The 26,149-nt window shown below is 70.3% G+C and carries 29 protein-coding genes and 1 pseudogene; 12 read left to right on the top strand and 18 right to left on the bottom strand.

Features of this window, described 5'->3' with window-relative positions; all coding sequences use genetic code 11:
- Nucleotides 1–42 precede the first annotated feature (42 nt).
- Both QMG73_RS46500 and QMG73_RS30645 read left to right on the top strand, forming a co-directional pair.
- Nucleotides 43–261, top strand: a pseudogene (locus tag QMG73_RS46500) (NUDIX domain-containing protein); the annotation flags it as partial.
- A 94-nt stretch (nt 262–355) separates the two neighbouring features.
- Nucleotides 356–1,018, top strand: a complete 663-nt coding sequence (locus QMG73_RS30645) for a Type 1 glutamine amidotransferase-like domain-containing protein (RefSeq protein ID WP_281901453.1) — start codon at nt 356–358, stop codon at nt 1,016–1,018.
- 431 nt (nt 1,019–1,449) lie between these two features.
- On the opposite strand, the gene QMG73_RS30640 is transcribed toward QMG73_RS30645, so the two are convergent.
- Nucleotides 1,450–2,214 (bottom strand): hypothetical protein, encoded by a 765-nt coding sequence (locus QMG73_RS30640; RefSeq protein WP_281901451.1) that lies wholly within the window; start codon nt 2,212–2,214, stop codon nt 1,450–1,452.
- Nucleotides 2,215–2,326: 112 nt separating this feature from the next.
- A complete protein-coding gene (locus QMG73_RS30635; RefSeq protein WP_281901450.1) occupies nt 2,327–2,824 on the bottom strand; it encodes an RNA polymerase sigma factor in 498 nt (165 codons plus the stop codon).
- A 170-nt stretch (nt 2,825–2,994) separates the two neighbouring features.
- On the opposite strand from QMG73_RS30635, the gene QMG73_RS30630 reads away from it, so the two are divergent.
- Both QMG73_RS30630 and QMG73_RS30625 read left to right on the top strand, forming a co-directional pair.
- Complete coding sequence (locus QMG73_RS30630) at nt 2,995–3,168, top strand: hypothetical protein (protein WP_281901448.1); 174 nt, start codon at nt 2,995–2,997, stop codon at nt 3,166–3,168.
- Nucleotides 3,169–3,170: 2 nt separating this feature from the next.
- Nucleotides 3,171–4,361: a cupin domain-containing protein gene (locus QMG73_RS30625; protein ID WP_281901446.1), complete on the top strand. Its 1,191-nt coding sequence runs from the start codon at nt 3,171–3,173 to the stop codon at nt 4,359–4,361.
- On the opposite strand, the gene QMG73_RS30620 is transcribed toward QMG73_RS30625, so the two are convergent.
- Both QMG73_RS30620 and QMG73_RS30615 read right to left on the bottom strand, forming a co-directional pair.
- The gene (locus tag QMG73_RS30620) at nt 4,340–5,461 is read right to left on the bottom strand and encodes a hypothetical protein (RefSeq protein ID WP_281901444.1); all 1,122 of its coding nucleotides are present in this window, start codon (nt 5,459–5,461) and stop codon (nt 4,340–4,342) included. The genes QMG73_RS30625 and QMG73_RS30620 overlap by 22 nt on opposite strands.
- Before the next feature lie 73 nt (nt 5,462–5,534).
- A complete protein-coding gene (locus QMG73_RS30615) occupies nt 5,535–6,122 on the bottom strand; it encodes a hypothetical protein (RefSeq protein WP_281901442.1) in 588 nt (195 codons plus the stop codon).
- A 96-nt stretch (nt 6,123–6,218) separates the two neighbouring features.
- On the opposite strand from QMG73_RS30615, the gene QMG73_RS30610 reads away from it, so the two are divergent.
- Nucleotides 6,219–7,694 (top strand): cellulose binding domain-containing protein, encoded by a 1,476-nt coding sequence (locus QMG73_RS30610; RefSeq protein ID WP_281901441.1) that lies wholly within the window; start codon nt 6,219–6,221, stop codon nt 7,692–7,694.
- A 149-nt stretch (nt 7,695–7,843) separates the two neighbouring features.
- Nucleotides 7,844–8,548, top strand: coding sequence for a methyltransferase domain-containing protein (locus QMG73_RS30605; protein ID WP_281901440.1), 705 nt, complete (start codon nt 7,844–7,846; stop codon nt 8,546–8,548).
- Nucleotides 8,549–8,564: 16 nt separating this feature from the next.
- Here QMG73_RS30605 and QMG73_RS30600 read toward each other — a convergent pair whose 3' ends face one another.
- Both QMG73_RS30600 and QMG73_RS30595 read right to left on the bottom strand, forming a co-directional pair.
- Nucleotides 8,565–9,116, bottom strand: a complete 552-nt coding sequence (locus QMG73_RS30600) for a hypothetical protein (RefSeq protein ID WP_281901438.1) — start codon at nt 9,114–9,116, stop codon at nt 8,565–8,567.
- Between the two features lie 20 nt (nt 9,117–9,136).
- Nucleotides 9,137–10,237 (bottom strand): S1 family peptidase, encoded by a 1,101-nt coding sequence (locus tag QMG73_RS30595; RefSeq protein WP_281901437.1) that lies wholly within the window; start codon nt 10,235–10,237, stop codon nt 9,137–9,139.
- Between the two features lie 228 nt (nt 10,238–10,465).
- On the opposite strand from QMG73_RS30595, the gene QMG73_RS30590 reads away from it, so the two are divergent.
- The gene (locus QMG73_RS30590; protein ID WP_281901435.1) at nt 10,466–10,912 is read left to right on the top strand and encodes a hypothetical protein; all 447 of its coding nucleotides are present in this window, start codon (nt 10,466–10,468) and stop codon (nt 10,910–10,912) included.
- Nucleotides 10,913–10,917: 5 nt separating this feature from the next.
- On the opposite strand, the gene QMG73_RS30585 is transcribed toward QMG73_RS30590, so the two are convergent.
- Together QMG73_RS30585 and QMG73_RS30580 are read right to left on the bottom strand one after the other, a co-directional pair.
- A complete protein-coding gene (locus tag QMG73_RS30585; protein ID WP_281901434.1) occupies nt 10,918–11,733 on the bottom strand; it encodes a sugar nucleotide-binding protein in 816 nt (271 codons plus the stop codon).
- Nucleotides 11,730–12,275 (bottom strand): hypothetical protein, encoded by a 546-nt coding sequence (locus tag QMG73_RS30580; protein WP_281901433.1) that lies wholly within the window; start codon nt 12,273–12,275, stop codon nt 11,730–11,732. The genes QMG73_RS30585 and QMG73_RS30580 overlap by 4 nt, the downstream gene beginning before the upstream one ends.
- A gap of 130 nt (nt 12,276–12,405) precedes the next feature.
- On the opposite strand from QMG73_RS30580, the gene QMG73_RS30575 reads away from it, so the two are divergent.
- Complete coding sequence (locus QMG73_RS30575; protein ID WP_281901505.1) at nt 12,406–13,182, top strand: Clp protease N-terminal domain-containing protein; 777 nt, start codon at nt 12,406–12,408, stop codon at nt 13,180–13,182.
- 401 nt (nt 13,183–13,583) lie between these two features.
- Here the strand turns inward: QMG73_RS30575 and QMG73_RS30570 are convergent, their stop codons facing one another.
- Entirely contained in the window at nt 13,584–14,069 is a 486-nt protein-coding gene (locus tag QMG73_RS30570; protein ID WP_281901431.1) for a GNAT family N-acetyltransferase, read from the bottom strand.
- 94 nt (nt 14,070–14,163) lie between these two features.
- Here QMG73_RS30570 and QMG73_RS30565 point away from each other — a divergent pair, with 94 nt between their 5' ends.
- Nucleotides 14,164–15,447 (top strand): serine hydrolase domain-containing protein, encoded by a 1,284-nt coding sequence (locus QMG73_RS30565; protein ID WP_281901429.1) that lies wholly within the window; start codon nt 14,164–14,166, stop codon nt 15,445–15,447.
- Here the strand turns inward: QMG73_RS30565 and QMG73_RS30560 are convergent.
- From QMG73_RS30560 to QMG73_RS30530, 7 genes are all read right to left on the bottom strand, one after another.
- A complete protein-coding gene (locus QMG73_RS30560) occupies nt 15,444–16,289 on the bottom strand; it encodes a hypothetical protein (RefSeq protein WP_281901427.1) in 846 nt (281 codons plus the stop codon). The genes QMG73_RS30565 and QMG73_RS30560 overlap by 4 nt on opposite strands.
- A complete protein-coding gene (locus tag QMG73_RS30555; protein ID WP_281901503.1) occupies nt 16,286–16,945 on the bottom strand; it encodes a TetR/AcrR family transcriptional regulator in 660 nt (219 codons plus the stop codon). Before QMG73_RS30555 ends, QMG73_RS30560 begins: the two co-directional genes overlap by 4 nt.
- Before the next feature lie 84 nt (nt 16,946–17,029).
- Nucleotides 17,030–17,221, bottom strand: a complete 192-nt coding sequence (locus QMG73_RS30550) for a hypothetical protein (protein WP_281901425.1) — start codon at nt 17,219–17,221, stop codon at nt 17,030–17,032.
- 232 nt (nt 17,222–17,453) lie between these two features.
- On the bottom strand, nt 17,454–18,212 hold the full coding sequence (locus QMG73_RS30545) for a DUF4184 family protein (RefSeq protein ID WP_281901423.1): 759 nt from the start codon (nt 18,210–18,212) through the stop codon (nt 17,454–17,456).
- 77 nt (nt 18,213–18,289) lie between these two features.
- Nucleotides 18,290–18,706: a DUF6069 family protein gene (locus QMG73_RS30540; protein WP_281901421.1), complete on the bottom strand. Its 417-nt coding sequence runs from the start codon at nt 18,704–18,706 to the stop codon at nt 18,290–18,292.
- Nucleotides 18,707–18,723: 17 nt separating this feature from the next.
- Nucleotides 18,724–19,611 carry an SRPBCC family protein gene (locus QMG73_RS30535; protein WP_281901420.1) on the bottom strand — a complete coding sequence of 296 codons (888 nt, stop codon included), beginning with the start codon at nt 19,609–19,611 and terminating at the stop codon, nt 18,724–18,726.
- Nucleotides 19,598–20,161: a winged helix-turn-helix domain-containing protein gene (locus tag QMG73_RS30530; RefSeq protein WP_281901419.1), complete on the bottom strand. Its 564-nt coding sequence runs from the start codon at nt 20,159–20,161 to the stop codon at nt 19,598–19,600. Before QMG73_RS30530 ends, QMG73_RS30535 begins: the two co-directional genes overlap by 14 nt.
- A 605-nt stretch (nt 20,162–20,766) precedes the next feature.
- Here QMG73_RS30530 and QMG73_RS30525 point away from each other — a divergent pair.
- Together QMG73_RS30525 and QMG73_RS30520 are read left to right on the top strand one after the other, a co-directional pair.
- Nucleotides 20,767–22,020: a histidine kinase gene (locus tag QMG73_RS30525; protein WP_281901418.1), complete on the top strand. Its 1,254-nt coding sequence runs from the start codon at nt 20,767–20,769 to the stop codon at nt 22,018–22,020.
- Nucleotides 22,017–22,685 (top strand): response regulator, encoded by a 669-nt coding sequence (locus QMG73_RS30520; protein ID WP_281901416.1) that lies wholly within the window; start codon nt 22,017–22,019, stop codon nt 22,683–22,685. Before QMG73_RS30525 ends, QMG73_RS30520 begins: the two co-directional genes overlap by 4 nt.
- A gap of 9 nt (nt 22,686–22,694) precedes the next feature.
- On the opposite strand, the gene QMG73_RS46235 is transcribed toward QMG73_RS30520, so the two are convergent.
- Nucleotides 22,695–23,330, bottom strand: coding sequence for a hypothetical protein (locus QMG73_RS46235; RefSeq protein ID WP_309299545.1), 636 nt, complete (start codon nt 23,328–23,330; stop codon nt 22,695–22,697).
- Nucleotides 23,331–23,349: 19 nt separating this feature from the next.
- Complete coding sequence (locus QMG73_RS30510; RefSeq protein ID WP_281901414.1) at nt 23,350–25,143, bottom strand: FAD-binding dehydrogenase; 1,794 nt, start codon at nt 25,141–25,143, stop codon at nt 23,350–23,352.
- A 222-nt stretch (nt 25,144–25,365) separates the two neighbouring features.
- Between QMG73_RS30510 and QMG73_RS30505 the strand changes: the two genes are divergently transcribed.
- Nucleotides 25,366–25,701, top strand: a complete 336-nt coding sequence (locus tag QMG73_RS30505; protein ID WP_281901413.1) for a hypothetical protein — start codon at nt 25,366–25,368, stop codon at nt 25,699–25,701.
- Nucleotides 25,702–26,149 lie beyond the last annotated feature (448 nt).

Here is a 26,149-nt window from a genome sequence, read left to right as displayed (position 1 = left end):
CGCACCAGCGTCATCCAAGCCTCCGCGAAGGATGATGGTTGAATGAGGGTTCCACCGTTCGCGTTCAGGCTGCTCTATCGCGTCCGTGCTGTCTACTGGCGGATCGTCAGGCCGACAACGTACGGCGTGAAAGCGCTCATCGTTCATCCAACCGACTCTGGCCGAGTGCTCCTGGTCCGACACAGCTACGGCGACCAGTCCCTGTGGGGCCTGCCGGGGGGCGGATACAAGCCGGCCCGAGAGACGCCAGAGCAAGCGGCCAGGCGTGCACTCGGCCCTGCAAGCACACGCAAGGCCATGAAAACGAGACCAGCGGACTATCCTCGCACGCGTCCACTATGTACAGGAGGCAAGCGTGAGGCTTCTTCTCACCTCCGCGGGCGTCACGAACCCGAGCATCCGCGATTCGCTGGTAGACCTGTTGGGCAAGCCGATCGCAGACTCCAGTGCCCTGTGCGTTCCTACGGCGCAGTACGGCCACCCCATGTGCGGGCCAGCCTCGGCCTGGCGCTTCATCACCGGCCAGACGCCGCTACCGATGTGCGACCTGGGCTGGAAGTCGCTGGGCGTCCTCGAGCTGACAGCGCTGCCCAGCATCGGCGAGGAACGGTGGTTGCCCTGGGTCCGGGAGGCTGACGTCCTGCTGGTGGCCGGCGGCGATGCGATGTACCTGTGTCACTGGATGCGCCAGTCCGGGCTGGCGGACCTCCTGCCGTCGCTGCGGGACATCGTCTGGGTGGGGTTGAGTGCTGGGAGCATGGTGCTGACCCCGCGGATCGGTGAGGACTTCGTCGAGTGGACGCCGCCCAATGGGGGCGACAGCGCCCTCGGGGTCGTCGACTTCTCGATTTTCCCGCACCTGGGTCTCCTGCCGGACAACACCATGGCCGCTGCCGAGAGATGGGCGGCAGCGATCGCGGGTCCGGCGTACGCAATCGACGACCAGACGGCCATCAAGGTGACCGACGGCGCCGTCGAGGTCGTCTCCGAGGGGCACTGGAAGCTGTTCGCCGCATAGCCGACCCCGACGGTGCGCCCGCCTGGCCAGGCTCACTGCTTCGTCGACATTTTCCACTGCACGGCGGCCACAAAGCCGGCGGCCAACGACGCGACTACCGCGAGCATGAAGCTCGCCCGCAGTAGGCGGTCATCGATAGCGATGTGCGACGAACCGTGCCTTGTGCGCCGGAGATCGCTGATGCGACGCCGGACCACCTGGTCCTCCCGGTCTCCTTTGTGGACGCGTCTTGCCGATGAATCAAGTAGATCCGGCCCGGAATCGCTTTGCCGGCCACTCCTACGATCACGAGACGTGACCGACGTTGAGCGTACCGGCACGACCAAGGGCAACCGTGGGGGAGTGGCGACACGAGGAAGGCCGTGCGCGCCGTCCGTAGCCCCGCCGGCTTAGCCGGCGGGGCTACGGCGAGCCGCTGGTCGGATGTCAGGTCAGCAGGTGGGTGTGGCGTTGCAGAGGCGGGCCGCCGCGGCGACGACGATGGCGCGGGCTTGACTCTGGGTTGCCCCGGTGTGGATACGCAGTCGGGCCTCGACGTTGCCCTGGCGTACCACCGCGTGGTACTGGACGATTCCGTTGCGGGTTTCCTTGAGCAGGATGGCTTCGTCACCGGTGAAGTTGGAGTCGACGACGGTGAAAGTGGCCCGCGCGTTCGGGTCGCCCATGATGTCGATGGTGGTGCATTGTGGTAGGACGGCGCGTAGGTCGTCCATGTGGCGGGCGGCCCACGTGTTCTGGTATGCGCTGACCTCTTCGAGGACGTAGTGTTCGTCGTCGCGGCGCACGCTGCGTTTGCGGTTCACGACCCGGTGCTCGCCGGCGTTGGTGTAGTCACCCTGACCGCAGTAGCTCATCATCATCGAGATTGAGCCGTGGTCGTCGCCCTCTTGTGCGTCCGAGGCGGTGTAACCGGATCCGACGTCGGCCGGCCGAAGCATGGCGGTCGTGGGGATCGACCGCGGCGTCGCCGGTTCGCCGGTCGACCGCGGCGATCCGGTCGGCGGGCTGGTGGCCGGCGGGGTGGTGGGAGGCGGGGTGGTGGTGTGGGTGGGCGGGTTGGTCGGTGGGGCCGACGTCGCGGGTGGCGTGCTGGGCGAGGGCGTGACGGCCACGTCCGGCGTTGGTGCCGGTCCGTTCAGCGCCCACGCCGACCCCACACCGATACCGATGACGCTGACGAGGACGAGCCCGGTCACTGCGGTCCGCCGCAGGATACGGCGACGCTCGCCACGGCGGCGAATCTCTGATGGCATCTGGAAAGTCACCTCACTAGTGGATTGGATGAGAGGGCTCAGAACTTCATCGAGCTCAGGCATGGTCCGGCTCCTTGACGTCGATGCTCAACAGGCCGGACAGTGCGGCGCGTCCGCGTGAGAGTCGGGCCTTGACCGTGCCTTCGGGTACGCCGGTCTCCCGGGCGACCTGCGCGATCGTCAGCCCCATCAAGTAGTGCAGGACGATGGCGACCCGTTGCGGCTCGACGATCTGCCGCAGCGCCGCCGTGATGGCGACGACGTTCTCGGTCGGTCCTGGAACCGACTCGACCAGACCGTGTCGCCGGTGGGCGACCGCGCGGGACAGCGCCTTGCGCCACCGGTTGGTCGCCAACCTCCGGGCGACAGTCCGCACCCACGCCTCCGGACTGTCGTAGGTGCGCACCTTGGCCCAACGCTCCCAGGCCCGGGCGTACGCGTCCTGGGTAGCGTCCTGCGCTTCGGTGAGATCGCCGGTCAGCGCATAGACATAGGCGCTGACCCGCACGCGAGTACTGCGGTAGAACTCGTCAAAGTCCTCAGCGTCCAGCACTGAGCCCTCCCCCTAAACCGTGCATGCTTCAGACACCGGTGAGTTCACGAGACGGTTGCATGCCGCACCTGAACAGTTCGAGCGCCCACGATGGCACCTCTGGTGATGGAACGGACACGCGCTGTACAGTGTCGACATTCCCGCGCACCCCGACCGCGAGGTGATCGACCATGTCGAATCCGTCCCTGTGGCCTGAGTTCTCCACCGACGAGGAGTACGCCGAGACCACGCGGTCCGCCTTTGTGCGCGCGGTGGAGCGGCCGCCGGTCGTGAAGGAGCAGGACGAGAAGGACACGACCTCAAGCCCCGAACTGCTCCCCGGCTATCGCGACAAGGAGCGCTAGGCATGGCATTGGGGCTTGCCGATCTCTTGGCGCCGACGACCGAAGCCGACTTCCTCACCGACATCTACCACCGGCGACCGCTGCACGCGCCGGGTGATCGCGACCGGTTCGCCGGGCTCTTTCCGTGGGAGGCGTTGAACGCGGCGCTGAGCCACAACCGCCTCGAATTTCCGCGGTTGCGCTTGGTCCGGCAGGGCGAGGCGCTGCCTCCGGAGCGGTACACCGAGCGGGTGTCGACCGGTGCGGGGCGCACCGCCGCGCGGGTGCTCGCCGCGCCGCTGCTGACGCAGGTTCGGCAGGGCGCGACGCTCATCCTCGACTCGGTCGACGAGCTCTGGGATCCGCTGCAGAGCGTCGCGATGGGTCTGGAGCGAAAGCTGCGCCTGCAGGTCGGTGCTTGCGCGTACGTGAGCGGCACGACCGAGCCGGCCTTTGGCAGCCACACCGACCAGGTAGACACGTTCGTGCTCCAGATACATGGCGCCAAGCGGTGGCGGATCTACGAGCCGACCAGGGAGGCGCCGCTGCTGCGGGACATGGTCGTGCGGTCGGCGCCGCCGGAGAAGATCCTGATAGACGAGGTCCTCTACCCGGGTGACGTCCTCTACTTCCCGCGCGGTTGGTGGCACAGCGTCGAGACGGTGGAGCCGCCGGCGATGCATGTGACCCTTGGCGTCGCGTCGGCGACCGGCTCCGATCTTCTGGAGTGGGTAGCGGACCAGATGCTCGGCGACCTCGTGTTCCGTCGCGACATGCCCATTCTCGGCGGAGACGACGAGCAGTCCGCCTACATGGACGACCTGCTTCAGGCGATCACGAAGATCTGGGATGCGGACCTCCTGCGCAGCTTTGTCCAGTACCGCGACCTACAGGCCAGGGGCCGCCAGCATTTCGGCCTGCCGGCCTCCGCCACCGGCGACCTGCTTCCGCCCGGCGACGACTTCCTGGTGTGCTTCGCCGCGCCGCGGGCGTCGATCAAGACCGCCTCCGGCGCCGTCCACCTGTACGCCGATGGCCGTCGGTGGACCTTCGACGAGTCCATCGCCGACCTGCTGGGCGTTCTGGTCAGCGGCGATCCGATCCACATCCAGGAGGTGTACCGGCGCTTCGACGCCTTCCAGCCGGCAGACCTGCGGATGCTGTTGGAGGACCTGCGCGCCGCGGGGCTCGTCTACGCCAAGTCGCCGTCGTAAGCGGACTTCGCGGCCGCCTCCAGCCGCTTTTCGTAGTGGCTGATCACCTCGCGGAGCTGGCGCACCTCCGGCGACGCCCGGTGCTGATCCAGCGCGCGCAGGAGATCGGTCGACTGGCGCGAGACGATGTACACGTCCTGCGGAGCACTCTGGATCACCTCGGTGGCCAGGCGGCTCGCCTCGGCCGGATCGCCGAGCCCGACGTGCGCGGTCGCCATGATGATCTTGGCGTGGGCCGCGTGTCGATGCAGCGCATGGTCGCCTAACAGCTCAATGCTGCGCTGGGCGGACTCCAGCGCCCGCCGCGCTTCGCCAAGGTTGAGCCACGCGATCGCGGTGTTGGTGATCGTGCTGCTGGGCGAGAACCCCCAGATCGGGGTGCCCGCTCGATCCGAGTTCTCCGACTGCGGTATCGCCTCGGCGGCTGCCTCGGCCGCGACGATCAGCTTCACCGCGCGGGACCGGTCGCCGGTGCGGGCGACGGCCTGCGCCAGATTGCTCACCATGTTGGCCCGGTTGGCGCCTCGGGTGCCGTCGACGACGCCCTCGGTCAACGCCAGTACCGCGGCAGCGTTACCGACCGACCACGCGACGGCTGCCCGCTCCGCCATCACCCACGACATGATGCCCTGGTCGCCGATCTCCTCGGCCAAGGCGTACGCGTTGCTGTAGTGGCTGAGGCACTCGTTGAGCTTGCCCTGCATGTGCGTGAGCAGCGCCATCATCCCGGACAGCCGCGCACCGTAGAGGCACAGGTCGCGGCGGTGGCGGTACGCGGGCCGGCGCAGCAGACCCAGCACGATCTTCAGATGCTGGGTCAGCGAGTCGTACAGCTCCTCGAAGTCGTGCTCGTCGAACGAGCTCGCGAAGTAGGTGACGGCGACCTGCAACGAGTCCATGACCGTGGGCGTGCTCCGGGCGCTGTCCAGCAGCTCCGCGATCCCGAGCGCCACACCTGACGGCGGACGCAGCGCGCGAGCGGAGACCTCTCCGCCCAACAGGATCAAACTGGACTGCAGCAGCTCGCGGCGGTCGATCGCACCGGGAGCGGCTTGCCCGACGACGGAAGGAGAGCCGTCGTCCGAAAGGGAATCATTCACCCGGCCACTCCGTCCGAGTCGCGCTGACCCGATGATATGGCAGCCGCGAAAGGGGTACCAGACACCGATCGGGTTACTCGTCGACCAGCTCCAGCGCCATGCGGATCAACCGTGGCGTCGTGTGGGGAGCGATCTCCCACACCGCACCGGCGGCATCGCGGAACCGGGCCGTCGCGAAGACGTTCGCCGGCGGATCGGGCGTCTCGTCGACCGGAAGGTACTCGTGGCTCACCGAGTCGCCCGGCGCCAGGTACGGCGGCAGTATGCCGGTGATCTCCCCGCCGGTCTCGTGCCAGATGATCGCCGGATCGTGTACCGGCAAAGGGCTCACGTTGCGCACCGTGGCGGCCAGACGCCGGCCGCGGCGACCCCGGTCGCCCACGAAGTCCCGCGTCTCCTGGACGATGTACACCTGTACCGCCTGCGCCCGCTGCCGCTCCATCTCCTCTCGTTGACGGTCCTTGATGGACGCTCGCAGCTCCTCCGCCTGCAACGCGAGCACCTCGGCCTGGTCGTTGATCTGCTGCTGCTGCAGACGCAGCTGCCCGGACTGCGTCCGATAGGCGGCGATTCCGGCGATCAACGCCGCGAAGGCGACGAGCGCGGCTCCCGCCGTACCCCAGCCTTGAAGCTGGTCGGTCAGCGAGCTCGCCATGGACATGCCAGACAGGGTATCCACCCGCCGCCGGCGGGGCATTGCCAAGGGTTTGCTAGATCGTCATACTTCGATGGCTGACGCATGTCGAACGGAGTAGCCATGACCTCGTACCGATCCCGAACCAGGCTTGTCGTGGCGGTGACCGCGTCGGCCGCGCTGGCTGGCGCGGCGACCGTCGTGGCGGCCGCCGCGAACGCCGCGGCGGCGGGCTGCGCCGTCACCTACAGCGTCACCTCCCAGTGGACTGGCGGGTTCGGTGCGAGCGTCGCCGTCAAGAACCTCGGCGACCCGTTGACCAGCTGGACGCTGACCTGGTCGTTCGGCGCCGGCCAGCAGGTGACACAGGCGTGGAACACCACGCTGACGCAGAGCGGAGCGGCGGTGACGGCCCGCAACGCGGCGTGGAACGGCAACCTGCCGACCAACGGCAGCGCCAGCTTCGGTTTCAACGGCTCGTGGACCGGCAGCAACCCGGTGCCGGCGGGCTTCGCGCTCAACGGGACGACCTGCACCGGCGGCGTCGCCTCGCCCTCGGCCAGCGCCTCACCGACGGGCGGCCCGACGACACCACCGACCGGCGACGTGCTGTCCCAGGTGCACACCGCCGGGCGGGTCAAGACCAGCGGCAGCGCCGTGCAGTACAGCTGGCCGGGCGTCTACTTCGAGGGCCGGGTCCGCGGCACCGGTGTCGGGATCGTGCTCAACGACGGCGCGGCCGACTACGACGTCCAGGTCGACGGCGCGACCGTCACCACCCTCGTCACGCCCGGCGCCGGCACCCGGTGGGTCAACGGCCTGAGCAACGCCGAGCACACGGTACGCCTGGTCAAGCGTAGCGAGAACCCGTGGAGCGTCAGCGAGTTCGGCGGGTTCGTCGCGGCCCCCGGTGGCGCGATCCTGGCCAAGCCGGCCGCCCGCACCCGGCAGATCGAGTTCATCGGCGACTCGCTGACGGCCGGCTACGGCAACGCCTCCGGCACCCGGGACTGCGCCGGCGACCAGGTCAACCGCACCACGAACGCCGACCTGAGCTATGGCGCCCTGACCGCCCGCCGGCTGTCCGCTGACTACCAGATCAACGCGATCTCCGGTAAGGGCATGGTGCGCAACTACGCCGGCGGCGACCTGGGCACCGACTACCGCACGTACTACGACCGGGCGCTGCTGAGCATGGCCGGCGACGTGTGGAATCCGGGCACCTGGCGTCCGCAACTGGTCGTGGTCTTCCTCGGCACCAACGACTTCTCCACCGCCCTCGGCTCCGGCGAGCCGTGGACGGCCGACAGCCTGGTCACCGCCTACCGCAGCGCGTACAGCGGCTTCCTGCAGAAGCTGCGCACCCGGTACGGCGCCAACACGACCATCGTCGCGGTCGGCGCCAGCCCGTTCGCCGACTACGTCCAGCAGGTGGTGCAGGAACGCACCGCGGCCGGCGACAGCCGCGTCCGGTACTGGTTGCAGGACGGCACCGGCCTGGACCTGCTCGGCTGCCACTGGCACTACTCCACCCGCGACGACCAGCTGATCGCCGACCGCCTCGGCACCTTCATCGGCACCCTGTCGCTGAACTGGTAGCCGGCGGCGGCGGAGGGGGTTGGGTCTGGGGACGGCGGAGGGTGAGGCCGCGGGAGCGGCGGTATGGAGCGCGGCGGGCGTCGCGGTAGCTCAAAGTCTCGGCCCGGGTGGGGCGTGGTGGCGACGCGGATTGTGGCAGGCTGGGCGTCGTGGCGGATCGGTTGTTGAGCGACGAGCAGCTGGAGTCGTCATCGGTCGTGGCCAACTGTGCCATGAATCGCGAACGCCAGCTCGACGGCGTCAACAGCTACGAGCGTGAGCTCGGCTTCCAGCCGCTGCAGTGGCTCCTGGCCCGGCTCGGGGAGCGCGACGACGATCGGCCGGTGGCCTGGCTCGACCTGTGCTGCGGCACCGGGCGCCCGCTCGTGCAGGCCGCGGATCAGCTTGTCGGGGCCGGGCTGGCGCACCGGGTGCGGATGGTCGGCGTCGACCTCGTCGACTTCTTCGACCCCAATCCGCACCCCGCCGACCTGCTGAGCCTGAGCTGCGCCTCAGCCACGGCCTGGTCGCCGTCACGCCGGTTCGATCTCATCACCTGCGTGCACGGGTTGCACTATGTGGGTGACAAGCTGGGTGTGCTGGCCCGCGCGGCGGGCTGGCTCACTCAAGGCGGCCTCTTCGTCGCCGACCTCGACCTGGACAGCGTCGGGCTCGCCTCGGGCCGGCCAGCCGGACGGTCGCTCGTCACGGCGTTGCACGCGGCCGGTTTCACGGTCGATCCCCGCGAGCGGAAGGTGTCGCGCACGGGCCCGGGCCAGGTGTCCTTGCCGTACACCTACCTTGGCGCCGATGACCGCACCGGCCCGAATTACACCGGCCAGCCAGCCGTGACGTCGTACTACACGGCTGGCTGACCCGCGCGTCACCCGCTCAGCGGAAGAACGTGCATTGGAAGATCATGTCGTCGACCCGCACCGGTCCGCTGCCGCCGAGCAGCGAGACCCGGAAGAACACCTCGGCGGGACCGTTCTGGTAGGTGGCCACGTTGTGTAGCCGCCAGACCGTGTCGGTGACGCGTACGGTGCGCAGGGCCAGATACGTCCAGCTGGCCGGGTCGATCACCTCGACGTTGAGCACCGCCGGCCCGTTCAGCGCCCGGATGTGGAAGCCGCCGCCGCAGGTGGTGGCGTGCCCGACCGTACGGGGCCGGACGGTGAGCAGCTTGCCCACGCCGGACCAGCCGCCGGCCGAGGTGGTGAGGTGGGCGTTGTTCAGGCCGGTGCGCGCTGTGCCGGCGCTCAGTTCGAACGTGCCGCTGCCGGCGCCGGAGCGGTGGAACTCCCACACCGAGGCCGGGCTCCCCTCGAACCCGTCGGTGTGCTGCCACAGGTCGGCGTGCGCGGGGCTCGCGGCCACGGCCAGTGTCGCCGCCGTCGTCGCGGCGGCCGCGACAGCGAAGCGGAGGAACCTCGTGAGTCTCATGCCAATTCTCCTTCGTCCGGTCACGGCGCGCCGTAAATCACTACCTGGTACGCGTTGATCGCCTCGCCCACGGGCTGGTGCCAGGTCCGCGGCGTGGCGTTGCACTGGCTGCCATTTCGGTTGGCGTGCGAGTTCAGCGCGTACCCGATGTGGTTGGCGAACAGCGGCCCGCCGCTGTCGCCGCCGAGGGTGCAGATGTTGGTTTCGACCATCTGGCGCACGGTGCCGCCGGTGCCGTTGACGGTCACGTTGGTTCGCAGGACGGTGCCGCACCGCAGCCCCGTCGTCTTGCCGGAGTTGCAGACCGACAGACCGCGCACGGCGGTCGCCCAGCCGTGGATGCCCTGCGAGCCGGGCCACAGGTTGAAGACACCGGTCGGCCAGACCGAGGGACCGTTCATCCAGATCAGGCCGAAGTCGTCGCCCGGGTAGTTGCTTTCCAGCGACGGCCCGACGTCGGAACCGTCCGGCAGGGTCCAATGTGGAAAGCCCTGGGTGCAGTGTCCGGCCGTGATGATGTAATTGAAACTGTTGTCCGTCGCGGTGAAGCCGACCGAGCAGCCACCCATCGCGTCGCCGCTGGAGATGCCGACGTTCGGCTGGATCGTGCCGCTCTCGGTCTCGAACCGCACCGCCGCGCCGAACCTGCGTGCGGCCAGGCGCTGCGCGGCGTTCTTCGCGCCCGACTTCGGCAGGCTCACCACCACCTGGTTGGTCTGCGGGTCGACGCCCCAGGTCGTGTTCGGCTCGCTCGGCGCGTTCTCCAGCGCCCGCTGGATCGACCGCAGTTGCTGGTCGCCGCGCGCGACGACGCGAGCCTTGGCGCCGGCGGCGGTCACCTTCGCGGCGGAGGCCGCGTCGGTGACGGTGACGACGAGTTCGCCGCCGGACAGGTAACTGCCACCGGTCTTCGCGCCCAACTCGGCGGTCAGCCGGCCGGCGAGTTCGACTTGGGCGTTCTCGGCGCGCAGCAGCCTCTCGGCCGCGTCCCGGCCGATGCCCCGGTGCTCGGCGAGCGCACCGGCCAGGTCCGTCGCGGCGCCGGCGATGACGGCTCCACCCCTGGCCGGAGCGGGCTGGTCGGCCGGTTCGGCCGCCGCGGCGGTCGGTATGAAGGCCATCGGTGCCATGACGGCGATCGCGGCGGCGAGCACGGCCCGCCGACTGGGTTTTCTGGTACGTGGATGGTGTGCTGGTATTGACATTCCCGTTCCCTTCAGGAGGGGACTGGTCTGTTTGGATCACGCCAGTCTCACGATCAGGTCGGGACGGTGAGCCGGATACTGAACGCGGCTGGACGCGACCGGACAAGGCGCCGCGACCGTGGCACACTCAAGGGGTGATCGGTCATGCGTGACTGGGAGCCGTGGCGGGTCGAAGCCGACGACGAATGGCTGCTGAGCCACTCGACAGACTCGTTCGCCCGCATCCGGCGGGTCTTCCACCCCGTATCCGGTGCCGGCGACGCGGTGTCACACTCGGTGCTCGGCGGGCTGCTCGGCGGCACGCCACGCAACCCTGAGCTGAAGGTCAAGGGCGTTCAGGCCGAGCAGATCCGGTACGCCGAGAAGCACTATTCGTACACGGCCACCCGGGTCGAGGTCGGTGTCTGCCGGCGCTGCGACCACCGGCTGCAGGAGCGGCACCACATGCTGCTTGTCGCCGCCGACGGCCGGCGCGCCGAGATCGGCCGGGCGAGGGCGTGCCGCGCGTGCGACGCCGGTTCGTGGATGTTCGTCTCGCACATGCCGCGGGCCAGGCGGCGAGCGGCCGAAATCGCCAAAATCGTTCTCTGAGGCGGCTACAGGAATTCGTGCGCGCCGCGTAGGCGGGTGTCCAGTCGCGACTGAGTCATGGCACAGTCCAACCGCACGTCGACAGGCCCGGGCATGCCGGAGCCGGCGCGGAGCCCCGACGGAAGGGCGGCCGGGTCGAGCCCGTCCCGCCGTGCGATCAGCGCACCGAGTTCGTAGCGGCTGACCGCGTCCGCGCCGGCGACATGGTGTATCCCGGCGTGTGGCGACGCGGCCAACTCCAGCAGCGCGGACGCGAGATCGGTGACGTGTACCGGGCAGCGCACGTCGTCGGTGAACAGGACACCTTTCACGGCACCCGAGGCCAGCGCGCGCACGTGCTTTTCGTGCTGGGACGCGCCACCGCCGACGATCAGCGAAGTCCGGGCGATGACCGCGGATGGGACGATGCCTTTGACCGCGGTCTCGGCGGCCGCCTTGGCCGCGCCGTACGGCGTCGTGGGATCCGGGGCGCGCGTCTCGTCGTACCGGACCGCGGCGCCGGAGAAGACCGCGTCGCTGGACACGTACACGAGCCGGGCTCCGGCGGCCGCCGCCGCGAGGGCGACGTGCGCGGCGCCGTCAGCGGTGGTCGCCCAGTCAGCCTGCCGGTAGGCGGCGTTGACGATCACGCGGGGCCGCGCCGCGCCTACCAGCGCCACGACGTCGTCACGGCGGCGGATGTCCAGCCCTCTCCAGTCCGCGCCGCCGAGGGCGGGAGCATGACGGTGGAACGTCGCCGTGACGCGGCGGCCGGCGGCCAGCGCCTGGCGGGTGACTTCGAGCCCGAGCAGGCCGCTGCCGCCCACGACGAGAAGACTCACGCGTCCATCAACTCGGCCCATTCGTAGACCACTGTCGCCCAGGGCGGGATGGTCTGTGTGACCGGTTCGGCGGTGCCGCCGAGGAACAGGTACCGGTGCTCGACCGTGTCGAGGTGGGCCAGTACGTCGAGCCGGTCGTCGACGAAGTGGGTGATACCGAGGCGCTGGCACACCTCGGCCTTGTCCCTGCGCTCCCGCACGAAATGCAGGTGCGTGTCAGGGATGCCGGTGCGGCTGAAGAAGTCGTGATGGGCCAGCCAGTCGCGGGTGTTGGCGGCGACCTTGGGCCCGGCCTTGGACACCAGGTGAACCCGGCCGGCGAACGTCTGGTCGGTCAGCGCGGCGAGTACCTCGAAGACGCCCTCCACCGCCGGAGTCTCCAGCGGTCGGGTGCCGAAGAACGAGGTGTCCTCGTCCCGGTCGGCCAGCGTGACGATCACGCCGCCGACGTCGACGCCCAGCGCCGGATGCTGCTTCCAGCCCGGCCCTCGGTAGGGCACCCGCGGCCCACCCGACCGCCGCCCGGCTCGCTGCCGTGCCATCGCCGCCGTCCCCCCATGGTCGTCTCCGGGGCCAGGCTACCGCTGAGCCGCTCTTGGACATGTAACCCCTAAGGGGGTATACAAGGGTTATGCAAGCTGCGACGCTCGCGACAATCAAGGAGGCCCCGTGATGCCAAAGATCAACGTCTATCTGCCCGACGAGCTGGCCGAGGCCGTCAAGGAAGCCGGCGTACCGGTCTCCGCCGTCTGCCAGCGCGCTCTGGAGCAGGCGGTGCGGCGGGTGACCGCGATCCGGGAAACCGCCCTCGGCGAACTGGACGACGCCGACCTGGCCGCCCGGATGCCACACCTCACCGCCCGCGCCCGCGCCGCGCTGAAGCTCGGTATCGAGCAGGCTCAGACCGAGCAGGCCCAGACCGAGCAGGCGGCGGCGGTGACCACCAGTCACGTGCTCGCCGGCATGCTCGCCGAGGGCGGCAACCTGGCCCTGCACGTGCTGCAGGCGATCGAGATCGCACCGGAGCAGCTGGCCCGAGAACTCGCCCGCCAGCCGTCGGCAGAGATCGTGGTCGCCGGCGACGGCTCCCGGCGTTTCAGCGGTCCGGCGGCGAACGCACTGGAGATGGCCGTCACGGAGGCCACCGCGCTCGGTCACAACTACGTCGGCTGCGAGCACCTGCTGCTCGGCCTGGTCGCCGAGCCCGACGGGGAAGCCGGCCAGACCCTGCGGTCCATGGGCGCCGAGCTGCGACTGACCCGCCGGGCGGTGGCGGCGGCGCTGGCCGGCTACGTCCACCTGCGCGCCCAAACCGGCCAACCCGCCGCCAGCGGCGACGGAAGCGCGGACCCGATCGCGGCCGTGGCGGCCATGGTCCGGCAAGAGCTGCAACCCTTGATGCGCCGCATCGAGCGGCTCGAGGAACGCGCCGGTGTCACGGAAGACTGAAACCGAGGGTGCCGCGTTATCGGGCAGAAGGGGCATCGACCGTGCCCGGATAGCAGGCGGGCGGCGGGTGGGGGCTTGGGTGCGCGGAGGGTGAGGCTGCGGGAGCAGCGGTCGGGTGCGCGGCGGACGTCGCGGTAGCTCGAAGCTTGTCTGTCCACATCGGTGGCCGCGGCCGGGGTGCGGTGCCGGCAGGGCCTGCGCCCGTCGATCAAGGGCATTTGCGTCGATCAAGGGCGAATGCACGCGGAAGAGAGATCGAACCACGTGCTTTTGCCCTTGATCGGCGGGAGTGGGGGCGCGCGGCGCGGGCGGGGGCGGGCGGCGCGGGCGCGCCGCGCGGGCGGCGGCGGGCCGGGGCGCGGGCGGCGGCGGCCCGGCGGGCGAGGCCGAGGGGCGTGGGGTTAGAACTCGTGGTACATGATGTGTAGGCCTACGCGGCCTTGGGTTGGGTGGGTGAAGGCGCGGGGCACGGTGCCGATGACGGTGAAGCCGTTGCGCTCGTAGAGCTTGACCGCCGCGTGGTTCGACTCGACGACGGCGTTGAACTGCATCCCCGCGTATCCGGCGTCCTTCGCCCAGTCCAGCGCGTACCGGCACAGCTCGCTGCCGACGCCGCGTCCGCGGGCGTCGGCGGCGACCATGAAGCTGGCGGTCGACACGTGCGACCCGGGTCCGGAACGGTTCGCGCCCATTTTCGCCGTGCCGACGATGGTGCCGTTGTCGACGGCGACGACGGTCAGTCCCGGCGGGGTCTCGATCCAGGTCTGGCGCGCCTGTGCCTCGGTCATGCCCGGGTCGTACGGGAACGTCTCCTGCTCTCGCACCACGTCGCGCACGATGGCCCACACGGCGGCCCAGTCAGCGTCTGCGAACGGTCGGATCTGCACCGGAGCACGATACCCGCGCCCGCCCTGGGCGGCGTGAAGCAGAAATGAAACAGGTCTCGGTTCTACTGGTTGGCTGAGCGAGGGGAGATCGCACATGGACAGGCGAGCGCTGTTGACGGGGGCAGGTGCGGTGGGCGCGTCGCTCCTCGCGGGTTCGGGGTCGGCCTCGGCGAGCCCGAGCGGCACGCCGGGGCTGCCGCGGGCCGGGCTCGCCCGGCTGCGCGAGGCGATGGCCGCGCGCATCGCCGGGGGCGAGCTGGTCGGGATCGTCTACGCCGTCGCGCGCGGCGCCGCGGTACACGTCGAGACGCTCGGAAGGCTCTCGCTCGACGGCGATGAGCCGATGCGGCGCGGCACGCCGTTCCGGCTCGCGTCACTGACGAAACCGATCATCGGCGCGGCGACGATGCTGCTGGTCGAGGAGGGCCGGCTCGCGCTGGACGAACCGGTCGACCGGCTCCTGCCGGAGCTGGCCGGTAGGCGCGTGCTGGCGCGGATCGACGGGCCGCTCGACGAGACGGTGCCGGCGACCCGCCCGATCACGGTGGAGGATCTGCTGACGTTCCGGATGGGATACGGCATGATCTTCGAGCCGACCTTCGAGCCGGAGAACTACCCGATCATCAAGGCGGCCAACGACCTGCGACTGGTGATGTCGGTGCCGTACCCGCCGACGCCGCACGGGCCCGACGAGTGGATCCGGCTGTTCGGCACGCTGCCGTTGATGCACCAGCCGGGCGAACGCTGGCAGTACAACGCCGCCGCGCGCGTGCTGAGCGTGCTGATCGCGCGCGCCTCGGGCCAGTCGTTGCCCGACTTCCTGCGCACGCGCCTCTTGCGGCCGCTGGGCATGCGGCGCACCGGCTTCTGGCTGCCGGCCAGCGATGCCGCCCGGCTGCCCGGCATGTACGCGACGAACCAGGAGACGCAGCGACTGGAACCGTGGCCGGTCTCCCCGCCGAGCGAGTGGACCCGCCCGCCGGCGTTCCCGGACGGCGCCGCCGGGCTGGCATCGACCATCGACGACTTCCTGGCGTTCGCGGGGATGTTGCGCGCCGGGGGAGTGCACCGTGGCCGCCGCCTGCTGTCCGCGGAGTCGGTGCGGCTGCTCACCACCAACCACCTGACGCCCGAGCAGGTCGCCGCCGCCGGATTCTTCCCGCTCGTCGGGCGTGGTTGGGGGTACGGCATGGCCGTCAGCGTCGCACCGGACGAGATCTCCGAGCCGGGCCGCTACGGCTGGGAAGGCGGCTTCGGCACGGCCTGGCACAACGACCCGAACCGCGACCTGACCGCGATCGCGCTGACCCAGACGGTCGACTTCTACACGAGCGGCATCGCGGCCGAGTTCCAGCGTCTCGCGGCTGACACCTGCTAAAACCCTGAGGCGATCCGGAACTTCATCGGGTCGGTGCCGGTCGCCGTCACGTGAGCGATCAGCGACGACCTCAGCGACCTCGGGATTCGGGCGCGCCGTGCGCGTGTCCACGCCGTGGACGTGAACAGCTCCGCGGCGCCGTCGAGCTGCTCCGGCGTCAACGGTGCCGATGCCAGCGCCTTGAAGATCGACTCAGCGGGCTCGGTGAGCAGCAGGCGCTCGGGCGCGAGCTCGTGCCAGGGGATACCGCTTGGCTGGCGAGGCGGGAAACCGGCCCAGGCCGCGAGCGTCCGGATCCGCTCGACGGCGTCCGGGTACCGGCTGCGGACCAGCGCGGCCAGGCTCTCCTCCGCGCCGGCCTCGCGCCGTGAGGCCGCCTCGGCGGCCTCGGCGAGGCCCGGCGGCGCGGCCTCAACCCACCGGACGCGTCGCTTCTCGGCCTCGGCGTCCTGGCGGGCGAGCATCCGCTGGGCCCTGAGCGACCCGGTCAGGCCGCGCGCGGCCAGCCAGTCGGTGAGCGCGGGGCCGTCCCGCAGTTCGGCATCGCAGTACCCGAGCCCGCGGATGCCGGTCTGATGGTGCAGCGTCCACCGGGCGATCTCGTGGCCACCCGCGTCGGACACGACAATTGTCGGCCAGCCCAGGCACCGGCAGCGGTCGCCGGTGCCGCCGTCGACGACCGCCAGCAGCCGGGCCAGCTCGCTGATCTCCGCCCCGGACACGACAACCCGCGCGGCACCGGCCCGGCCGAGGTCGCTCGGCGGTGCCTCCACGATCAGCACCTCGGCGGCCGGCGCCAGCACGCGTTCGAGCAGGGCGGTGGTGGGAGCCTCGTCGGTCACGGCTGTCTATCGCCCGCCGTCAGGTAGCTGACGATCATGTCGCCGAGCATTACCCGGTACCGGTCGTGCTGTGCCGGGTCGACGAGGTCGCGGCCGAACAGCGAGCCGAACGTGTCGCGGTTGGCGACCCGGAAGAAGCAGTACGAGCTGATCATCATGTGCACGTCGATCGCGTCGACGTCGGCGCGGAAGACCCCGGCGTCCCGGCCGCGCTTGAGGATCCCGTCGAGCAGCTGGATCACGGGCATGCTGAGGTCGACGAGGCTGGCGAGCTCGGCCATGTGCTCGGCGTGGTGGATATTTTCGATGCTGACCAGGCGGATGAACTCGGGATGGGCCTCGTGGTGGTCGAAGGTGATCTCCGCGAGCCTGCGGATCGCGGTGACCGGGTCGAGGTGGTCGACCTCGACCGCCTGCTCAGCGGCGCGGATCCGGGTGTACGCGCGTTCGAGCACCGCCATGTAAAGCTGTTCCTTGCCGCCGAAGTAGTAGTAGATCATCCGCTTGGTCGTGCGGGTGCGAGCGGCGATCTCGTCGACCCGCGCGCCGTTGTAGCCCCGTTCGGAGAACTCGGCGGCGGCCACGTCGAGAATCTCGGCGCGGGTGCGCTCCGCGTCGCGCCGGCGTTCCACACCTGCGGCCGGTGAATTCTGCATCGCGGTCACCGGGCCAGTCTGTCACGGGCCATGACCTCGGGCGCCCCGCCTCCCATCCCCGCCCGCGGGCTGCCCACTGAACCGTCAGCTCAGTGGGCACTCGGTGTGGTTGTCATGGTCCGGCGTCGTCGCTGCGCTCCGGTGGAGGGTCGACGATTTCCCATGGTGAGCGTGCTCGTCGGCGACGGTGCTGGTGGCGTTCGTGCCGGTGAAGATGACGTCGCTACACGAGAAGTAGGTCTGGTTGACCCAGTGGCCCTGCCAGATCGTGGGCAATCCGGCCGGTCGTGGCGCGGGCCGCGAGGGTTTGGGTCGTGCGCGTCGGAGCCTTGACACAGCGCCGTAACGCTTCACTCGGCGTTGATCAAGGAGATCTGCGTGGATCAAGGGCGAATGCACGCGGAAATGAGATCGAACCGCGTGCGTTTGCCCTTGATCGGCGGAAAGCCGGCGGAAAGCCGGGCGGAGAGCGGGCGCGGAGAGCGGGCAGCCGTCGGTGGAGGGAGGGTCAGCTGGTGGGGGCGGGGGTTTGTGGCGCTGCCATTAGGTGGGTCGCGGTCGTGCCGGCGAGCAGTGCGGCGCAGGCTATGACCAGGCACCGGATGGCCTGGTTGTGCATCAGCTGGGCGGGCTGGAGCGGGAGGAGCGCCATGCCCGCGGCGGCGACCGCGAAGGCGGCGGTCCAGAACGCTACCGGTCGTCGCGGTGCCGGGGGAGGGTGCCCGTGCCAGCGGCGCAGCAGCCGGGCGCTGCCGATGTGGAGCGCCATTGCGATGCCCGCGACGAAGCCTATGTGGTCGGACACTATGGACAGTAGTCGCCACCACGGCAACTCTGGTGTGACCCAGTTGTGCAGCCAGGGAAACAGCACTCGGCCGCCGTCGACGGTAGGGTGGGTGAAGGCGTCCCACACGATGTGGCTGACGGCGCCGAGGATCGCCGATATCGCGGTTGTCCACCATGGATGGTGCACGCCGCCGAGGACGCCGTAGTCTCGCAGCGCGAGCGGCCCACCCGCGGGCAGGTGGGCCGCCACGGCCGGTGCTGCCCACCGTGCGAGCCGCACACCGACGAGCGAGATCGGCAGTGCCCACCACAGTGGAGCGTGCCAGGCGTGACTGTGGATGGTGACGCCGTATCCGTCGATCGCATAGGCGAGATCGGGCGCGACCGCGCCGGCCACGAGCGCCACGCCGTCGAACCAGCGCGGCCGCCAGAGCTTGAGTGGCAGGACGGCGAGCGGATGTGTCGGCAGGGTCAACGGCATGATCGCGACGGTACGGTCACGGTTGCGGCCGCCGGTGAGGATCTGGTGAAGGTGCGGGGGAGATCTGGGAACGGGCCTCAGGTGCGCGGCGGCAGGTATCGGCGGAAGGTTGGCACGGCGACCGCCGCTACCGCTATGTGCATCAGCATCAGCGCCACCACGCCCGCTGTCGTGATGCCCGGCTGCGATTCGGTGGCGACCAGCAGTGCCACGTCAGGCAGGAGCGAGGCGGCCACGACGGTGGGCACCAGCCAGCGCAACACGCTGGTCGCGTTGCGGCTGCGGGCGACGATCAGCCGCCAGACGACCGCGCCGAGGATGACGCCGACGGAGGTCAGGAACACGTAGGCGCCGGGGGTGAGCGGTTGGAACTCCGAGGGGGCGTCCAGCGGGCCGCGAGCGACCAGTGCGATCACGCTGTTCGCGGCGACCGATCCGGCGATCGCGATCCCGATGGCGGCCAGCGTGGACTTCCACGAGACGTCGGCACTCATCTCACTCGTCGATCGTTTCACTCGTCGATCGCGAACATGCCCCCGGGGACACCGGCGATCTCGACCTGGCGCCAGATGGAGCGCCGGCGCGGCAGCTCGTGGTACCGCCGCAGCCCTGCGATGCCGCCGAGCCAGCCGCCCCAGGCCGCGTATGGCGGGTTGGCGGGGTCGAACCCGCTGTGCATCGTGGTGAGCCGGGTCTTGCCGTCCGAGCCTTCCAGCTCCCAGCTGGTGGTCTCGCCGTCGGCGAATCGCAGGGTCGCCTTGCGACCCGGTTCGAACTCGACGAACTTCGCCCCGCCCGGATCCAGCTCGAATCCGCCCATCGCGAAGCGGCCGCCCACATAGGGCTCGATGTCCACGTTGGCGCCGAACCACTCGCGGAACACCTCGGGCTTGATCATCGAGTCGAACACTGCATCCGGTGCGGCGTCGATGACGACCGACGCGCGCAGCTCGCTCGACGTGAAGTCGCACCTGGGGGTCAGCTCGCGGCCGTCCAGATAGTCGGCGAGGTTGGCGATCGCCAGGGACCAGTACGTCTGGAGGGCGCCGCGGGCACCGGCCTTGTCGGCCAGTACGTCCGCGAAGGTGGGCAGGTCGCTCTGGCTCAGCGTGACCAGCGTGCCATCCTTGTCTTCGGCCACCTCGATCTGTGTCGTGGTCTCCACGCCGTCCAGGGTCCAGGCGAACCGGATGGTGTGCTCGTCGACGTGCAGCACGCGCTGGTGCGGCTGCCCGCCATCGGGCGTGTAGCGCCCCCAGAACTCGTACTTGCCGGGCAGGTCGACATCGGCGTGCTCGGCCAGCCACACGCGGAGCGCGGCCGGGTCGGTCAACGCCTCGTACGTGACCTTCAACGGGGCCGGAACGACGGCGCGTAGGCGCAGGTCAGGCTCGGTCATCGGGATTTCCCTTCGGGTAGCAGGCGACGGCCAGGCGGAACGCGTCGCCTTCGGCACCGCCGTAGCGGGTGAACAGGTCCTGCAGCGTCTGCTGCAGCTCGTCGAGGAACGCCTTGCGTTGCTCCGGGCGCACCCGGATGTCACCGGACACGCCGATCGAGGGCAGGTCCGGCCGGGTGAGGTCGAGTGCGGCGACGTCGGCCTGCACGTCTTCCATCAGGTCGACCAGGTAGCCCAGGCTGAGCCGGTCGCGGGTCTGACGCAGCCCGATCCGGCCCACCAGGCTGGGGGACAGCCAGTAGGACCGGCCGGCCGCTTGGTAGATCCCCTCGTTGATCCCGCGCACCCGGCGCTCGGCCACCTGGCGGACCAGGGCGGCGTCCAGCAGGCGCTTGACGTGGTAGTAGACCCGCTGCGGGGTCTGGTCGAGCTCGACCGCCACCTCGGTGCACGACCGGGGCTCGGCGAGCCGCCGCAGCACTTCGATCCGCTGCGGCTTGAGCAGGGCCTCGGCCTGCTCGATCTGGTGGAGGTACACGACATCTCTCATAGCGAAAACCAGTCTTTACGTAAAAGAAGTTTTTGTCAATGCCCCGGCCACTGGGGGCGGCTGGGCACTGCGGGCGCTGCCTGACCGGATTGTCCTGGGTCGCGCGGCCGGCCTCTCGGGCTGTGAACACTTGTGGTTGCTCCAGCAGCCACAAACGTTCACAGCTTTTGCCGCGGTTGACTCCTCGGGCCGCGGGCCGGTGGCAACGCCGTTTAGTTGGGCAGCGGTCAGACAATTCCGCGCTGCTCGCGGCGCTGATCGCGCCGGCTCGGACCGCGCGTAACCGCGGCCTTGCGAGACGCGGCGACACGCTTCAATTCGGCGGCGTCGATCAAGGAGATCTGCATGGATCAAGGGCAAATGCACGCGGAAAAGAGATCCAACCACGTGCGTTCGCCCTTGATCGGCGCGGAGAGGGGGCGCCCGGCGGGCCTGGCGCCGCCCCCGGCGGGCGCCGCCTCCGGCGGGCGCCGCCCCCGGCGGGCGGCGGGCGGGGCGGGGCGCGCGGGCGGGCGGCGGGCGCGCTGCGGGCGGAGCGGGCCGCGGCGCGGGCCGAGGGTGTTTTGTCGCGCGGGGTGAGTGGGGCGGGCAGGGAAAATGGGGCGATGAGCGCCAACCTCGTACCCACGCAGGACAGGCTGCTGTCCGCCCGTCGCCGCTTGGCGGAGGCGGACAAGCACCGCCCGTGGGTACTCGACGTCGCCGTCATGGCTGGCGTCCTCTTGCTGGGGCTGGGGGACCTGGGCTCCGACCACCCCGACGGCCCCTTCGGCGAGGCGGCCGCCGGCACCGACCTGCCCACCGTGCTGGTGGTTCTCCTGGTCGTCGGGCTCGTGCTGCCGCTGTGGTGGCGCCGGCGGGCGCCGACCGTGGCGTTCGCCGTGGTCGCGGCCGTCGTGCTTGTCACGTGGTCACTGGGCGTGTGGCTGGACGCTGGCGCCAGCATGCTCGTGGCCCTCTACAGCCTCGCCCGCTACGGGCCGCTGCGCGCGCTCGGGTGGGCGGTGGCGGCGTCCGTCGTCGAGGTGACCGCCGCGGCCTTCTTCCTCCTGCCGGTCTCGCGTCCGGTGCCGGGGGTGTTCCTGTTGCTGGGTACCACGGCGGCGGCTGTCGCGATCGGGCTCGCGGTGCGCACCCACACCGCCTATCTGGCGGCGGTGGAGGATCGGGCGGCGCGGCTGGAGGTCGAGCGGGATCAGCGGGTGCGGTTGACGGCCGCCGCGGAGCGGGCGCGGGTGGCGCGGGAGATGCACGACATCATCGGCCACAATCTGGCCGTGATGGTGGGGCTGGCGGATGGGGGCGCGGTGCTGGCGGCGAGTCGCGGGGAGCAGGCCGCCGAGCCGTTGCGCGCCATCGGCGAGACCGGACGCCAGGCGCTGGCGGAGCTGCGGCGTCTTCTTGGTGTACTGCGAGACGAGCCCCGCGACGCCGAACTGAACCCCCAGCCGGTACTGGCCGACATCGACACGCTGCTGCGACGGGTCCGCACCGCCGGGCTGAACGTCACCTACCAGACCACCGGTGACCTCAACTCCGTTGGCCGTGGCGCGCAGTTGACGGTGTACCGGATCGTGCAGGAGGCGCTCACCAACACCCTCAAGCACGCGGGTGCCGCCGCCGCGGCCGAGGTCAGCGTCGCCGTCGACGGTGACGATGTGCGGGTACGGGTCACCGACACCGGCTCGGAGCGCCGGCCGTCCGAGCCGGACGAGCTGCGGCACGGGCTGGTCGGTATCCGCGAGCGTGCCGGCCTGTACGACGGGGAGGTCTCCATCGGCCCGCGCCCCGGCGGCGGCTGGCTGGTAGATGTGGTGCTGCATACGCGCGCCACCGACCCAGGACAGGGACACGCATGACCACCGTGCTGATCGCGGACGACCAGCCGTTGCAGCGACTGGGATTTCGCATGCTGCTGGAGGGCACGCCCGGCATGAGCGCCGTGGGCGAGGCCGGCAACGGTGCCGACGCGGTGCGGATGACCGCCGAGCTGCGACCTGATGTGGTGCTCATGGACGTACGCATGCCGGGCATGGACGGCATCGAGGCCACCCGGCGCATCACCGCCTCCGGTGGCCGCACCCGCATCCTGATCCTGACCACGTTCGACCTTGACGAGTACGTGTACGCGGGGCTGCGCGCCGGCGCGAGTGGCTTCCTGCTCAAGGATGCCCGACCCGAGGAGCTGCTGGCTGGTATCCAGGCCGTCGCGACCGGCGACGCCATCGTCTCGCCGAGCCTGACCCGCCGGCTCATGGACGCGTACATCGGCAGCGGCCCCGCCACCACCGAACAGGCGCCGCCGGACGACCCGCGGCTGCGGGCGCTGAGCGAGCGCGAACGGGAGATCCTGCTCGCCATCGGGCAGGGCCTGACGAACACCGAGATCGCCGACCAGTTCGTCCTGACCGAGTCGACAGTCAAGAAGCACGTCGGCCGGGTACTGGCCAAGGTGGGCGCGCGCGACCGCATCCAGGCCGTCATCCTGGCGTACGACATGGGGCTGGTCCGGCCGCGCTCCTGAACCCCGCGATCAGGCCGGGCCCGCGAAAAGATCGGGCTGCTCGTCGGTCTTGAGAGCCGCGGCGGTGTGCGCCGGCGCCGGCCGTTCGCGCGCTGGCTGGCGGCTGAACCGCTGCCCCTTCTCGCCGGACCCGCCCGATCCGACGGACCCGGACCCGCCCGAACCGCCGGACCGGCCGGCCCCGGACCCGCCGGACCCGCCGGATGCGACGGACGCGCCCGACCCTCCGGACGCGCGGCGTGCGGTCACCTCCAGGGTGACCATCTCGACCGGTGGCGGCGGCGCCGCGAACCGGCCGGTGCCCCACCGCACCCAGATGGCGAGCCGGCCCGCCTCGGCCTCGGCGAGAAGCTTGTCGACGGTGCGCTGGCGGCCGGTGCGGTCGATCTCGACGGCGATTGGCGTGCCGTCGGGGCGGGCGCATCCGACGTCTATCCACGAGTGACGGTGCGAATAGGGCGGCGGCAGCGGCATCACGCTGGGCGCTCTGCGGTAGGCCCGCCAGCCCTGGTCGACCGCCCACTCCACGATCGAGTCGACGAGCAGCGCGGTGACCTCGTCGGCGCTGAGGTCGACGAAGGTCACCGCCGCGAGCCGGTCCGCGAGCGACGCGGCCACCTGCTCGCCATCCACCGCGCGGTCCATGACCGCAGGTTACTCCGTGTCAGGTGGCGGTCGCGGCCGCCGCCGCCCGGCCGGCCTGGCGACCGGAGAACAGGCAGCCGCCGAGGAACGTCCCTTCCAGGGACCGGTACCCGTGCACACCGCCGCCGCCGAACCCGGCCACCTCCCCGGCCGCGTACAGGCCGGGGATGGGCTGGCCGGCGGTATCGAGGACGCGGCCCGAAAGGTCGGTCTGGAGGCCGCCGAGGCTCTTGCGGGTAAGGATGTTGAGCCGTACGGCGACCAGCGGTCCCGCGGCGGGATCGAGGATGCGGTGGATCGACGCCGTGCGGCTCAGCGAGTCACCCGGGTACGCGAGCGCGTTGCGGATCCCCATCACCTGGGCGTCCTTGCTGTACGAGTTCTCGATCTCGCGGTCGCGCGCCTCGATCTGCCGCTTGAGGTCGGCGAGGACGATCAGGTCGCTGCCGGCGAGCCGGTTCATGCCGGTGACCAGCTCGGGCAGGGTGGCGGCGACGACGAAGTCCGCGCCCTTGTCCAGGAAGTTCTGGATCGGCTGCGGCGTCTGCCAGATCCGAGACAGCAGCTGCCAGATGTTCTTGTTGGTGAGGTCCGGGTTCTGCTCCGAGCCGGAGAGCGCGAACTCCTTCGCGACGATCTTCTTGGTGGTGACGAACCACGAGTAGTCGTAGCCCGAGGCGGTGATCGACTTGAGGGTGTTCAGCGTGTCGTACCCGGGGAAGTCGGGGGCGCCGAACCGCTTCCCCTTGGCGTCGAACCACATCGACGACGGGCCGGGCAGGATGCGGATGCCGTGCCCGGGCCAGATCGGGTCGTAGTTGCGCAGCCCCTCGGTGTAGTGCCACATCCGGTCGGAGTTGACGATCCGCCCGCCGGCCCGCTGGGTGATCGCCAGCATCCGGCCGTCGACGTGGGCGGGCACGCCGGTCACCATGTACCCGGGTGCCGGGCCGAGCCGCGCCGGCCAGTTCTGCCGGACCAGGTCGTGATTCCCACCGATACCGCCGGAGGTGACGATCACGACCGGCGCGCGGAGCTCGAAGTCGCCGATCACCGTGCGCGAGCTGGGTTTGCCCCGGGCGGCGGTGCTGGGCTCCAGCACGGCTCCGCGTACACCGGTGACGGCACCGCCGGTGCGAACCACCTCGTCGACGCGGTGCCGGAACTTGAGCGTGACCTTCCCGGAGGCCACCGCGGCGCGTACCAGCTTCTCGAACGGTTCGACCACCGCCGGCCCCGTGCCCCACGTGACGTGGAAGCGGGGGACGGAGTTGCCGTGCCCGTCCGCGTGACCGCCGCCGCGCTCGGCCCAGCCGACCATCGGGAACCACCGCACGCCCAGCCCGTACAGCCAGGAGCGCTTCTCGGTAGCCGCGAAGTTGACGTACGCCTCGGCCCACTTGTACGCCCAGTAGTCCTGCCCGGCGGGGTCGCTGACACCCCGGTCGAAGCCCGCGGTGCCGAGCCAGTCCTGCCACGCCAGGTCGCGCGAGTCCTTGACGCCCATGAGCCGCTGCTCGTCCGAGTCGACGAAGAACAGGCCACCGAAGGACCAGAACGCCTGACCGCCCAGATTGGACTCCGGCTCCTGGTCCAGCAGGATCACCTTGCGCCCGGCCGCGGCCAGCTCGGCGGTCGCGACCAGCCCGGCGAGTCCGCCGCCGACGACGATGGCATCCGCGTCCTGCGCGGCCGCGGCGCCGAAAGCGGGCGCGGTCACCGCCTGCGCCACCGCCGCTCCGGCCAGCACGCCGCCGGCCAGGCCCATCGCCCGCCGCCGACTCACCGTGGTGGCGTGTTCCGGCTCGTCCATCCGCGACCTCCCCGCTCCGTCAAATGTGAAGATTATTTCTACTAGCGGGTAACTGTGACGGACGCGGCGCCGCCGCGCAAGAGACAAGGGTGAATAAGTGGATCTCTCGCAGGTGCCGGCCCTCAAGATTCGCACAAGATCGGCGGTCGCTCGGGCGAGCCTGGCGCGCACTTATGCGAATATCTGCATCAGCGGATCTCGATGATCGGGAGAGTGGCCGTCATGTCGAAGCTCGGTCGAAAATCGTTGGCTGTCGCGTTCAGCGCGTTCGCGATCGCTGGCGCACTCGTCGTCCCCACCCCCGCCTACGCCTGCGGAACCAGCGTCACCTACGGCTCGTGGACCCACATCCCTGACACACTGACGTGGCAGCGCAAGTGGACCTGGAACTACTTCAACTGCAGCGGAAGCACCGTGCGCCGCAAGGTCGTCGTCAACAACGGCCCGGACAGCTCCTGCTACACGATCGCCCCGAGGGGCACCCGCGGCTACAGCGCGTATGAATCCAACACCGCCGGCTACCGCACCAACCAGTACGAAAACACCGTCTCCTGCTAACGAGCCCCCTTCCGCCTTCCGCCCGTTCCGCCGCCCCCTTCCGTCGATCAAGGGCAAATGCACGTGGTTCGATCTCTTTTCCGCGTGCGTTTGCCCTTGATCGATGCGAATGGCCTTGATCGACGAGCCACGACCCGCCGGCCGTGGACCCGCCCGCCGCGCGCGCCCGGTCCGCGTGCCGCTTGGCCGCGCCGCCGGCGGCGCGCCACGCGCGAGCATCGACATGTGCGGCGTCTGTGGCGACTGGCTGCCCCTCCAGGGGCAGCCAGTCGCCACGATCTCGGGATCGAAAGAGTTTTGAGCTGCCGCGGCGTCCGCCGTGCTCCGTGCCGTTGCTCCCGCGGCCTCACCCCGCGCGGTTCCACATCCGCCAACCCCGTCGGGGGTGGGCGTGGAAAGGTGATGGGTGAGGCCGCGGGAGCAACGGCCTCGACCGCGACGCACGTCG

Source organism: Phytohabitans aurantiacus (assembly GCF_027923225.1).
Lineage (GTDB): Bacteria > Actinomycetota > Actinomycetes > Mycobacteriales > Micromonosporaceae > Phytohabitans > Phytohabitans aurantiacus.
The sequence above is the reverse complement of the archived record's forward strand: the minus strand, read 5'-3'. Positions and strand labels throughout refer to the sequence as shown.

Excerpts from the sequence above, each read along its gene's own strand:
- QMG73_RS30630 (WP_281901448.1), top strand. The coding sequence starts at position 2,995 with ATGTCGAATCCGTCCCTGTGGCCTGAGTTCTCCACCGACGAGGAGTAC.
- QMG73_RS30625 (WP_281901446.1), top strand. The coding sequence starts at position 3,171 with ATGGCATTGGGGCTTGCCGATCTCTTGGCGCCGACGACCGAAGCCGAC.
- QMG73_RS30615 (WP_281901442.1), bottom strand. The coding sequence starts at position 6,122 with ATGTCCATGGCGAGCTCGCTGACCGACCAGCTTCAAGGCTGGGGTACG.
- QMG73_RS30610 (WP_281901441.1), top strand. The coding sequence starts at position 6,219 with ATGACCTCGTACCGATCCCGAACCAGGCTTGTCGTGGCGGTGACCGCG.
- QMG73_RS30600 (WP_281901438.1), bottom strand. The coding sequence starts at position 9,116 with ATGAGACTCACGAGGTTCCTCCGCTTCGCTGTCGCGGCCGCCGCGACG.
- QMG73_RS30595 (WP_281901437.1), bottom strand. The coding sequence starts at position 10,237 with ATGGCCTTCATACCGACCGCCGCGGCGGCCGAACCGGCCGACCAGCCC.
- QMG73_RS30590 (WP_281901435.1), top strand. The coding sequence starts at position 10,466 with ATGCGTGACTGGGAGCCGTGGCGGGTCGAAGCCGACGACGAATGGCTG.
- QMG73_RS30580 (WP_281901433.1), bottom strand. The coding sequence starts at position 12,275 with ATGGCACGGCAGCGAGCCGGGCGGCGGTCGGGTGGGCCGCGGGTGCCC.
- QMG73_RS30575 (WP_281901505.1), top strand. The coding sequence starts at position 12,406 with ATGCCAAAGATCAACGTCTATCTGCCCGACGAGCTGGCCGAGGCCGTC.
- QMG73_RS30565 (WP_281901429.1), top strand. The coding sequence starts at position 14,164 with ATGGACAGGCGAGCGCTGTTGACGGGGGCAGGTGCGGTGGGCGCGTCG.
- QMG73_RS30555 (WP_281901503.1), bottom strand. The coding sequence starts at position 16,945 with ATGCAGAATTCACCGGCCGCAGGTGTGGAACGCCGGCGCGACGCGGAG.
- QMG73_RS30545 (WP_281901423.1), bottom strand. The coding sequence starts at position 18,212 with ATGCCGTTGACCCTGCCGACACATCCGCTCGCCGTCCTGCCACTCAAG.
- QMG73_RS30540 (WP_281901421.1), bottom strand. The coding sequence starts at position 18,706 with ATGAGTGCCGACGTCTCGTGGAAGTCCACGCTGGCCGCCATCGGGATC.
- QMG73_RS30535 (WP_281901420.1), bottom strand. The coding sequence starts at position 19,611 with ATGACCGAGCCTGACCTGCGCCTACGCGCCGTCGTTCCGGCCCCGTTG.
- QMG73_RS30530 (WP_281901419.1), bottom strand. The coding sequence starts at position 20,161 with ATGAGAGATGTCGTGTACCTCCACCAGATCGAGCAGGCCGAGGCCCTG.
- QMG73_RS30525 (WP_281901418.1), top strand. The coding sequence starts at position 20,767 with ATGAGCGCCAACCTCGTACCCACGCAGGACAGGCTGCTGTCCGCCCGT.
- QMG73_RS30520 (WP_281901416.1), top strand. The coding sequence starts at position 22,017 with ATGACCACCGTGCTGATCGCGGACGACCAGCCGTTGCAGCGACTGGGA.
- QMG73_RS46235 (WP_309299545.1), bottom strand. The coding sequence starts at position 23,330 with ATGGACCGCGCGGTGGATGGCGAGCAGGTGGCCGCGTCGCTCGCGGAC.
- QMG73_RS30510 (WP_281901414.1), bottom strand. The coding sequence starts at position 25,143 with ATGGACGAGCCGGAACACGCCACCACGGTGAGTCGGCGGCGGGCGATG.
- QMG73_RS30505 (WP_281901413.1), top strand. The coding sequence starts at position 25,366 with ATGTCGAAGCTCGGTCGAAAATCGTTGGCTGTCGCGTTCAGCGCGTTC.